At 62.6% G+C, this 9,849-nt stretch carries 11 protein-coding genes; 7 read left to right on the top strand and 4 right to left on the bottom strand.

Translation table 11 applies throughout. The features are described from left to right. Window positions 1–139: 139 nt before the first annotated feature. From cobJ to cobG, 4 genes are read right to left on the bottom strand one after another with little or no spacing between them, the layout of a single operon-like run. Window positions 140–1,843 (bottom strand): precorrin-3B C(17)-methyltransferase, encoded by a 1,704-nt coding sequence (cobJ, locus tag NHU87_RS20585; protein ID WP_253552076.1) that lies wholly within the window; start codon window positions 1,841–1,843, stop codon window positions 140–142. Beyond that, window positions 1,843–2,574, bottom strand: a complete 732-nt coding sequence (locus tag NHU87_RS20580) for a precorrin-2 C(20)-methyltransferase (protein WP_030128260.1) — start codon at window positions 2,572–2,574, stop codon at window positions 1,843–1,845. Before NHU87_RS20580 ends, cobJ begins: the two co-directional genes overlap by 1 nt. After that, window positions 2,574–3,200: a precorrin-8X methylmutase gene (locus NHU87_RS20575; protein WP_253552074.1), complete on the bottom strand. Its 627-nt coding sequence runs from the start codon at window positions 3,198–3,200 to the stop codon at window positions 2,574–2,576. Before NHU87_RS20575 ends, NHU87_RS20580 begins: the two co-directional genes overlap by 1 nt. Continuing rightward, a complete protein-coding gene (cobG, locus tag NHU87_RS20570; RefSeq protein WP_301271519.1) occupies window positions 3,193–4,500 on the bottom strand; it encodes a precorrin-3B synthase in 1,308 nt (435 codons plus the stop codon). Before cobG ends, NHU87_RS20575 begins: the two co-directional genes overlap by 8 nt. Window positions 4,501–4,644: 144 nt before the next feature. On the opposite strand from cobG, the gene cbiE reads away from it, so the two are divergent. The 7 genes from cbiE (at window position 4,645) to NHU87_RS20535 (ending at window position 9,683) form a co-directional block, all read left to right on the top strand. Then, window positions 4,645–5,856 (top strand): precorrin-6y C5,15-methyltransferase (decarboxylating) subunit CbiE, encoded by a 1,212-nt coding sequence (gene cbiE, locus NHU87_RS20565; protein WP_253552070.1) that lies wholly within the window; start codon window positions 4,645–4,647, stop codon window positions 5,854–5,856. Then, window positions 5,849–6,946 (top strand): cobalt-precorrin-5B (C(1))-methyltransferase, encoded by a 1,098-nt coding sequence (locus NHU87_RS20560; protein ID WP_095052942.1) that lies wholly within the window; start codon window positions 5,849–5,851, stop codon window positions 6,944–6,946. Before cbiE ends, NHU87_RS20560 begins: the two co-directional genes overlap by 8 nt. Next, complete coding sequence (locus NHU87_RS20555; RefSeq protein WP_253552068.1) at window positions 6,943–7,677, top strand: cobalt-precorrin-6A reductase; 735 nt, start codon at window positions 6,943–6,945, stop codon at window positions 7,675–7,677. The genes NHU87_RS20560 and NHU87_RS20555 overlap by 4 nt, the downstream gene beginning before the upstream one ends. A gap of 254 nt (window positions 7,678–7,931) precedes the next feature. Beyond that, the gene (locus tag NHU87_RS20550; RefSeq protein ID WP_253552066.1) at window positions 7,932–8,243 is read left to right on the top strand and encodes a hypothetical protein; all 312 of its coding nucleotides are present in this window, start codon (window positions 7,932–7,934) and stop codon (window positions 8,241–8,243) included. A gap of 48 nt (window positions 8,244–8,291) precedes the next feature. Beyond that, entirely contained in the window at window positions 8,292–8,690 is a 399-nt protein-coding gene (locus NHU87_RS20545) for a DUF2946 domain-containing protein (RefSeq protein WP_253552064.1), read from the top strand. A gap of 48 nt (window positions 8,691–8,738) precedes the next feature. Next, window positions 8,739–9,218, top strand: coding sequence for a copper chaperone PCu(A)C (locus NHU87_RS20540; RefSeq protein ID WP_253552062.1), 480 nt, complete (start codon window positions 8,739–8,741; stop codon window positions 9,216–9,218). Window positions 9,219–9,239: 21 nt separating this feature from the next. Continuing rightward, a complete protein-coding gene (locus NHU87_RS20535; protein ID WP_253552060.1) occupies window positions 9,240–9,683 on the top strand; it encodes a DUF2946 domain-containing protein in 444 nt (147 codons plus the stop codon). Window positions 9,684–9,849: the final 166 nt, after the last annotated feature.

Raw genomic sequence — 9,849 nt, 5'->3', positions numbered from 1 at the left:
ACAAGCAACCGTCGAATTCCTTTCCGGCAGAGTAATAAATCCGACAACAACTGTTGAAATAGATGACGACTCAAACGTCGAAACTCGAAGCCAAAGGCTAGCGACTTAAGGACAAGCGGCCCCGACGGGCCGCTGTGATTCAAGAGGCAGGCTTGATGCCATACCAGCGCGGTGTGTAGACCCAGTCGCCACCGTCGGCGCGGGGGAAAACGCAGGTGGTGGACGAACCAATCAGCACCATGGTGCGCATGTCCACTTGCTCCGGCGTGAGCGCTCCGAGCGTGGTGACCCGCAACGTCTGGCCTGGTCGGCCGATATCACGCCCCAGAACCACCGGGGTTTGCGGCGTACGGTGCTGTGCGACGATTTCCAGAGCACGGCCCAACTGCCATGGCCGCGAACGGGAAATCGGGTTGTAGAAAGCCAGCGCCAGATCGGCTTCGGCGGCCAGGTCCAGACGCTTCTCGATGATCGACCATGGCTTGAGGTTGTCCGACAGCGACATCACGCAGAAGTCATGCCCCAACGGCGCACCGGCCTGAGCGGCCGTCGCCAGGGACGCAGAAACCCCCGGCAGAATCTCCAGATCGACGCTGTGCCAGGCCGGCTCACTCGACTCGTGCAAGGCTTCGAGCACGGCGGCTGCCATGGCGAACACGCCGGGGTCACCGGACGAGACCACAATCACCGAGCGCCCTTGGGCCGCCAGTTCGAAGGCGTGACGGGCACGCTGCATCTCTTCACGGTTGTCGGTGCAATGCAACACTTGATCCGGCCGAAACGGGCCGGCCATGCGCACATACGTTTCATAGCCGAGCACATCAGTGGCTCTGGCCAGTTCAGCCTTCACCGCAGGCACCATCAGTTCCGCAGCACCCGGGCCGAGGCCGATCACCGCCAGTCGACCACGAGGGCGGCCAATCTGCGCGACGTCCAGAGGCTGTTCGGCGATCGCCAGCGCCAGGTTCGCGTCGATCGGGATAATCTTCGCGTTGGGAACGGCCATTTGAGCCAGCTCGCTGGCATCGCTGGCAGCCGACGCAAAACGCAGTGGCACACCCAACTCAAGCGCCGCTTCGCGCAACGTCGGGTTGGCCATTTCCGTGGCTGGCGCCAGCAAGCACGCCAGCGATTGAACGGCGACTTGGGCCTGACGCAGCGCCGCGCGAATCGCCTGGGGCAAATCCGCCACACTGGCGCTGACCGCCAGCAAGACACTGCGCGGGTAGATCAACAGTTCATTGGCGGCCGGCGGCCGTTCGGCGCTGCCGACATGGATCGACAAATGCGCCTGAGGATCTTGCGGCAATTGTGCTTGCGCCAACCAGGGTGCAGCGCCTTCGATGCGCACGTGTTCGCCGGCCAGCAAGTCCGAGACGAAGCGCTTGCCCAGCTCCAGATCGCCCAAGGCATAGCCGCTGGGTGGATTGAGCAGGCAGGTGCCGAAACGCAATTCACCGCTGGTGGTGATCGCCGCCGCGACGTCGAGGCTGGCGGCAATCGCGCGCGCCATGACATTCACCCCGCCAAGTCCACCAAGCAACGGCACCACCGCGCTGCCGTCTTCGGCCACGGCCAGCACCGGTGGCTCGGCGCCCTTCTCCAGCAGCAACGGCGCCAGGGTGCGGATTACAATCCCGGCGGCGCACAGCGCTATGATCGGCGTGTCCTGTTGATACAGTTCGCGCAGGGTCGCGCCGAACTCGTGATAAACACGGTCCGCGCCTTCAACCCGTTCGACCAATCCATGGATCAGTGCGCCCGGATACACCTGCTGAATCTTGCGTGCGGTCGCGAGGCTGCCATTGCCGAGAATGACAATCGCCGGAGCGGAATGGGCCATCAGCCTTGCCACCTTTCACCGGGAACGATAATCAGCGAGAAATACGGCGAGGACATCGGCTCGACCTGATCCAGCGGCACGATCTTCTGATTGGCCATGGTCGCGCGCTCGACGTACAGCGCACGCTCGGCCAGACCCAGCTCTTCCAGCACCTGACGCACTTTGGGAAAGTTGCGGCCCAGCTTCATGATCACTGCCGCATCGGCATCGGCCAGTCGCCGCTTGAGGTCTTCGTGCGGCAGCACACCCGACAACACCGACAGGCTCTGATTGCGGTACACCAGCGGTGCACCGAGTACCGACGCACCGCCGAGCATCGAGCAGACGCCCGGCACCACTTCGGCTTCATAGCGTTCGGCCAGACGATCGTGCAGGTACATATAGGAGCCGTAGAAGAATGGATCGCCTTCGCAGATCACCGCCACGTCACGGCCGGCGTCCAGATGCGCGGCGAGTTGTTCGCCGGCCGCATCGTAGAAATCGCTGATCACTTGTTCGTACGACAACGGCGCCGGCAGCGCTTCGGTGGTCACCGGGTAAACCAGGGGCAACAGAGTTTGTGCGTCCTGCAGATGCGCTTCGATGATGCCAAAGGCGTTGCCCTTCTTGCCCTTGGCGACGAAGTACGCCACCACCGGCGATTCGCGCAGCAGGCGCAAGGCTTTGACAGTAATCAGTTCCGGATCACCGGGGCCGACGCCCAGGCCAATCAAACGTCCAGGTTGCTGCATCATTCGATCTCCGTGGCGAGGGCGTTGACGGCGGCGGCGGCCATGGCACTACCACCCAGCCGGCCTTGCATGATGACGAAAGGCACGCCACGGCTGTCCGCCGCGAGCATCGCCTTGGATTCGGCGGCGCCGACGAAGCCCACCGGGAAGCCGAGGATCAGCGCCGGTTTCGGCGCGCCGGCGTCGAGCATTTCCAGCAGATAAAACAGCGCGGTCGGCGCATTGCCGATCACCACCACGCTGCCTTCCAGGTGCGGGCGCCACAGTTCCAGCGCGGCGGCGGAACGGGTGTTGCCCAACTCACGGGCGAGCTCCGGGACGCTGTCGTCGCGCAGTGTGCAGATCACTGGGTTGTTGGCGGGCAAACGCGCGCGGGTCACGCCTTCGCTGACCATCCGCGCGTCGCACAGAATCGGCGCGCCAGCCGCCAGCGCATCATGCCCGGCCTTGCCGGCGCCTTCGGAAAATTGCAGCCCGTCGATGGCCTCGACCATGCCGCAGGCGTGGATCACCCGCACCGCGAGTTTCTCCAGATCGGCCGGAATGCGCGCAAGGTTGGCCTCGGCACGAATGATCGCGAAGGAGTTGCGATAGATCTCCTGACCGTCGCGGATGTAATCAAGCATCAAGGGGACTCCGTGAGCGGGCGTCGAGCAAGGCTGCGACCGCTTCAATAGTAAGATTGCGTGCGTGCAGCGCGCCGAAACCCGGCAGCGCGGCATCGCGAAAATAGAGGTCGTAGTGACCGGGTGAGACGGCCAGCAAAGTCGCTGGCGTGATGTGTGCCGCCGCGCAGGAACGCGCGCAGCCAGACAGATGCACATTCAGGATTTGGCCGTGACGTTGCAACAACGTCGCCAGTTGCAGCGCATCGCCTTTGGTGTCGGAAAGGCCTTTGCCGCAGCCCGCCGAACCGGTGCAGGCAATCAAATGCGCCAAGGCATCGTCTGCCGAACAGCACAGGCCCAAATTTTCCAGCCTGTGAATAACTTCAGCGGCATCGCGTTCGTGGATATCGGGCAACAGCAGGCTTTGCCAAGGTGTGAAACGCAGGCTGCCGTCACCTCGTTCGCGGGCCAGTTGTGCGGCGCCCCGGAGCATGGCGGGATCGAGTCGGCCCAGAGGCGGTGTCGCGCCGATATAGACACGGCCGGTTTCACGCTGAGGATGAGCGCCGATGTGTAGGGCACTCAAGTTCGTAACACGCGGCACGCTCACGATGGACAGTAGCGGCACACGTTCGGCCAGTTGAGCGACAAACCCGGCAACCGGGTATTCGGCCAGCAGATGACGCATGCGCGTCTGGTCCGGACGCGCCAGATCGAGGAACAACTCAAGCACCGCGATCACCAGCGCATGGCCGTCCTCCAGTCGCACCGCGCCCGACGGAGTCTGGGTCGGGCAACCCGCCAGACCGAAGGCCAGCACACACTCGCCCTCTTGCTCAACGGCGCTCAACCAAAGGTCGTGAGGATGCTCGAGCATCGCCAGGCCCTCGCCGCCATCGAGCTGCACGGCAAATTTGGCGCTCAATTGGTGAAAACGCTCATGGCTTTGCAGGCTGCTGAGGATCTGTTCGGCCAGCGGCCGCGTATCGAGCAACATCTGCCGGTCGATCCCGGCGCTCGGGCTGAGCATCAGATTGCGCACATCGTCGCCCGCCGCCGTCCGAGGGCCCAATCCTGCGGCGAGCAGGCTGTCGATCAGTGCGGTCTGTTCGCTGCCAATCCCGCGAATCTGCAGGTTGGCGCGGTTGGTCGCCTCGATCACGCCCCCGGCAAACCGTTCGGCCGCGCTGGCCACTGCTTCAGCCTGGGCAGCGCTGATCGAGCCGCCGTTCAATTTGATCCGACAGATGCCGCCATCCAGCGCCGGGACAATACGCAGCAACCCCGGGCAGGCCGAGGGGCGTAAGGCGGTGGACATCGGGCGTTCGTTCAAAGGGGCGACCGGCTGTGTGGGAAAGGCGCTTCGCGGGCGAAGGCGCGGTATTATGCCTGCTTTGTCCGACGGCATGAAAAGCCTGCCCGTCGGAACAGTCCGTTTGTGGACTTTTTTTGAGGACGGCAGATGTCACCCTGGCTGACAGTAGTAGGTATCGGTGAAGACGGCTTCAAGGGCCTGGGCAAGAATGCTCGTCGCGCCCTGTTGGGCGCCTCGCGAATCTTCGGCGGCCAGCGGCAACTGGATTTGCTGCCGGTGTGCATTCGTGGCGAGCGGCAATTGTGGCCAAGTCCGTTTTCCCTTGAGCCATTGCTGGCACTGCGTGGCGAGCCGGTGTGCGTACTGGCCAGCGGCGACCCGATGTTCTATGGCGTCGGTGCCAGCCTTGCGCGGCAGGTGCCCGCCGAGCAGATGTTGACTCTGCCGGCGCCCTCTTCTTGCTCCCTCGCGGCAGCGCGAATGGGTTGGCCGTTGCAGGACGTGGTGACGCTTTCAGTAGTCGCCCGCCCCATCGCCGCACTCAACGCCCATGTGTTCAGTGGTGTGCGCTTGCTGGTGCTGAGCAACGACGGCCAGAGCCCGGCGGCCATCGCGGCGTTGCTGCGCGAGCGCGGTTTCGGGCCGAGTCGCCTCATCGCGCTGGAACATCTGGGCGGCGAAGCCGAACGACGCATCGAGGGTACCGCCAACGACTGGAGCGAGCCGGTGATCGCCGACCTGAACCTGATCGCCATCGAATGCATCGCCGAACCGAACACGCCACGCCTGTCCCGATTGGCCGGCCTGCCGGACTCAGCTTTCCAGCACGATGGTCAACTGACTAAACGCGATGTGCGCGCCATCACCCTTGCCCGCCTTGCACCGACACCCGGCGAACTGCTGTGGGATGTCGGCGCTGGCAGTGGTTCGATCGGCATCGAATGGATGCGCGCTCACCCGAGCTGCCGGGCACTGGCCATCGAAGCGGATGAAGGGCGGCAGTTGCTGATCGAATACAACCGCAATGCCTTGGGTGTCCCCGGTCTGCAATTGATTCGCGGCAGCGCGCCGCAAGCCTTGGATGGGCTGGAACGCCCGGACGCGATTTTCATCGGCGGTGGCGTCACCCGCGAAGGCGTGCTCGACACTTGCTGGGCGCAACTCAAACCCGGTGGTCGACTGATCGCCAACGCCGTCACGCTGCAAAGCGAAGTGACCCTGATGGCCTGGCGCGAACGACACGGCGGTGAACTGACCCGCATTCATGTCGCCCAGGCGCAACCGTTGGGCGAGTTCGACACCTGGCGTCAGGCGCTGCCGATCACCTTGCTGGACGTGACGAAACCCCTCCATGCGTGACGAAACCGCTGAACAACCCGCCCCGCTGCGCAGCGGTCTGACCACCGGCAGCTGCGCCACCGCCACCAGCCTCGCGGCGGCGCGCCTGCTGCTCAGCGGCGTGGAAGCAGACGCCGTCGAGATCATCCTGCCCAAAGGCAAACGGGTGCAAATGCGCCTGGAATTCTGTCGGCTGATGAACGATGGCGCCGAAGCCGGAACTATCAAGGACGCCGGCGATGACCCGGACGTGACCCACGGCGCCCTGCTCTTTTCCCAGGTGCGCCTGCACAGCGAGCCAGGCATTCGCTTCAGCGCCGGCCGTGGCGTGGGCACCGTCACCCGGCCCGGGCTGGTGCTGAACGTCGGCGAACCGGCGATCAATCCGGTGCCGCGCAAAATGATCAGCGAGCACCTGACGCTGCTGGCCGAGGAGCTGGATTACCCGGGCGGCTTCGAGGTCACGGTAAACGTCGAGGACGGCGAAGCCCTGGCGCTGAAAACCATGAACCCGCGACTGGGGATTCTTGGCGGCTTGTCGATCCTCGGCACCAGCGGCATCGTCCGGCCATTCTCCTGCGCGGCCTATATCGCCTCGATCCATCAAGGCATCGACGTCGCCAAAACCAACGGATACCTGCACATCGCCGCGTGCACCGGCAACGCCAGCGAAGACACCATGCGCCGAGTCTATGACTTGCCGGAAATCGCTCTGATAGAAATGGGCGACTTCGTCGGCGCGGTGCTCAAGCACTTGCGCAAAGTGCCTGTGGATAAACTCAGCCTGTGCGGCGGCTTCGGCAAGATCAGCAAACTGGCGGCCGGGCACATGGATTTGCACAGTCGGCATTCCAGCATCGACCTGCCGCAACTGGCCGAATGGGCCGCGGCGGTCGGCGCGGATGAGGCGTTACAACAGGCGATCCGCGAAGCCAATACCAGTCAGCAGGCGTTGGCGATGGCCAGCGCTGCCGGGATCGCCCTCGGCGACGCGGTGTGTCAGCACGCACTGGACTTTGCCCGCAGCGTGGTGCCCGCGCAGGTTCAGGTCGAAGTATTCGCCATCGATCGCCAGGGTGGGATTGTCGGCCATGCGGGAGTTTTTCAATGAAGCGCGTGTTGTTGCTCGGCGGCGTCACTGAAGCATTGGCCATTGCCCGAACCCTGGGTCCGGAACACATTTATAGCCTGGCCGGTGTCGGTCGCGTGCCGACGGATCTGAACTGCCAGGTTCGGGTTGGCGGCTATGGCGGCGCTGAAGGTCTGGCGCAGTTCATCCGGGATGAAGGCATTGACCTGCTGCTGGATGCGACTCATCCCTACGCAGCGCAAATCAGCCAGAACGCTGCCACCGCCGCGAAGTTGAGCGGCATTGCGTGCTGGGCTTTGCGGCGTCCGGCCTGGCAACCACAAGCCGGAGATGACTGGCGCGAAGTCAGCGACTGGGCCGAGCTGATCGAAGCACTGAAACCCTTCCGGCGACCGCTATTCACCCTCGGGCGTGAGCCGCTGCAACACCTGCACGAAATCCCGCCGGAGCAATTCTGGACGTTGCGTGCACTGGATGTTTATCCCGGGAATGAGCGCTGCGAAGTGATCGGCGCGCGCGGGCCGTTTCTGATCGAGGATGAACGTGAGCTGTTCGAACGTCGGCAGATCGATGTACTGATCAGCAAGAACAGCGGCAGCACCGCCACCGAGCCGAAACTGGAAGTGGCACGGGAACGTGGAGTGCCAGTGCTGGTGTTGAAGCGACCGGTGTTGCCGGGGGTTGAGCGGGAGTTTGGGGCGGTGGATGACGTCTTGGCGGCCCTGATAGCAGAACCAATGCAAAACCTGTAGCAGCTGGCGAAGCCTGCGTTCGGCTGCGCAGCAGTCGTGATTCCCTCCATTACGGTCAACCTGATGGATTGTGGTGTTTGATTTTACGACTGCTGCGCAGCCGAACGCAGGCTTCGCCAGCTGCTACAGAAAATGTGCAACGCCCTACATATCCATCGGACCTCACGCACAACATTATCCAAATCGGCTGACTTGTGGGCTCATACCCCCACCCCTATATTTCGGAGCTCCACGAATGTAGCGAGGAATGCCGAATGACTGAAAAATTCACACGCTTCGATATCACTGAGTTTCTCCTGGCACCTGCCGACATGTGGAATTTCATCAAGGCCTGCGAAGAGGAAGACCCAGGCGATGGGAGTTTCAATCGTGTGGCGCTCAGAGATGTCAAACACACAATTCGGGCAAGAATCCAAATTGACCCTCAATTCGCTCAGGCATTAAGAATCGAAGTCGCTACACTCTTTCAAAACGGCGAGGCTGAGCTCGCACGTCGGCTACTCGACATACTGACTGACGCACTGCGACACCACACCGCACGCGGCCTTTTTACTTATCGTCCCTGATCAGGCTAAATAGCCGCGCCTGATGCTCACTCAACCGGATCTGCCCTCATGTCCCGACAACGGCTCGCATTTGCCTGGATCGCCTGCTTTGCAGTGCTGTTCAACATGCTCGCCATGCCGATGTCCGGAGCGATGGCGCAGACGGCGAAATCGCCAGCCGAACAGTTGTTGTGGGGCAGTTTCTGCTCTTCCAGCGGCACGAAGCTGGTGGCGATTTCCCTGGGCGATATCGAGCAGAAAGCCCCGCAGAGCGACGATCATTCCAACATGCAGCATTGCTGGTGCTGCTCGGGCTCCGCGCCATTGGTGGCGTTGCCGGGGCATGTGCCGCAGCTGTATTTCGCGCGTTTCGATGCCAATCGAAGCCTGCCCCCCGCCTCACTCGATACGCCGACACCGCGCCAGCAATGGCCGAGTCTCAACCCCCGCGCGTCCCCTCTGGTGTGATTCCTTCTCGCAATTGACCTGCGTTTTGAATCGTTCTGGAGAACTGCCATGTTGAACAAAATCATCGTTTTGGCTGCATTGCTGCTGCCTGCCTGTTTTGCCAATGCTCACGAATACAAGGCTGGCGAGCTTGAGATCGCCCATCCGTGGTCGCAGGAGTTACCGCCCAACGCGCCCACCGTCGCGGCGTATTTCGTGATTCACAACAGCGGCAAAACGGCTGATCGGCTGCTGAGCGTCGACTCGCCGATCGCAGGCGTTGCCCAGCTGCACGAGCACGTGATGCAAAACGATCTGATGAAAATGCAGCAAGTGCCTAGCGTCGAGATTCCGGCTGGCGGCGAAGTCACGTTCGCGCCGATGGCGTATCACGTGATGCTGCTGGAGCTGAAAGACCGCAGCCTGTTGAGCGACGGCAAGCGCTTCCCGCTGACGATGCATTTCGAGAAGGCTGGTGATGTGACGGTCGACGTCGCGGTGCAGAAAAAAGCACCCGGTGGCCAGCAAGAGCACATGCACGCTCAGTAATCGTCCACGTTGAAAACGCCCATGCGCCCGCTCGGCAGCAGGTTATCCGTGCACCGCCGTCAGCCAATGAGCCTCACTCGCGGCAGCTGGATCAGCCTGTTCGCCATGCTGATGATCTTTATCGGCCCGCTGATTTCTCAGTCGATGCCGATGGATTCGCGCGCCTCGATGTCCATGAGCATGAGCATGTCGATGCCCATGAGCATGGACATGTCGGCCATGGAGCATGGCGCGCAATCACCCGCTGAGCACTGTCCGCCCAAAGCCGACCATCACGCACTCTGGGAAAAATGCGGCTATTGCAGCCTGCTGTTCAATTGCCCGGCGCTCACTGGCGGTCAGTCCTTCGTCGCCTTCGACAGTCCACAGACAACCACTTTCAGCACTCCCTCGACCCGCCTGGGCCACGCCCGGCAAACCTTCTTCCCCGGAGCCCGCACCCGCGCCCCGCCTATCGTCGCGTAAACACCCGCCTCCGATTTCACACGGTCCGCAAGACAGCCAAAGCAACCTGTGGGAACGGCTTGCTCGCGAAGAGGGAGTGTCAGTCAACATTAATGTCGTCTGGCACACCGCTTTCGCGAGCAAGCCCGCTCCCACAGGGATTGTGTCGGCTGCCGGCCGTGTCGTT

It is taken from the genome of Pseudomonas mandelii (assembly GCF_024138395.1).
GTDB classification, from domain to species: Bacteria; Pseudomonadota; Gammaproteobacteria; order Pseudomonadales; family Pseudomonadaceae; genus Aquipseudomonas; species Aquipseudomonas mandelii_E.
Note: the sequence above shows the minus strand (reverse complement) of the source record. Positions and strands in the feature narration are given on the sequence as shown.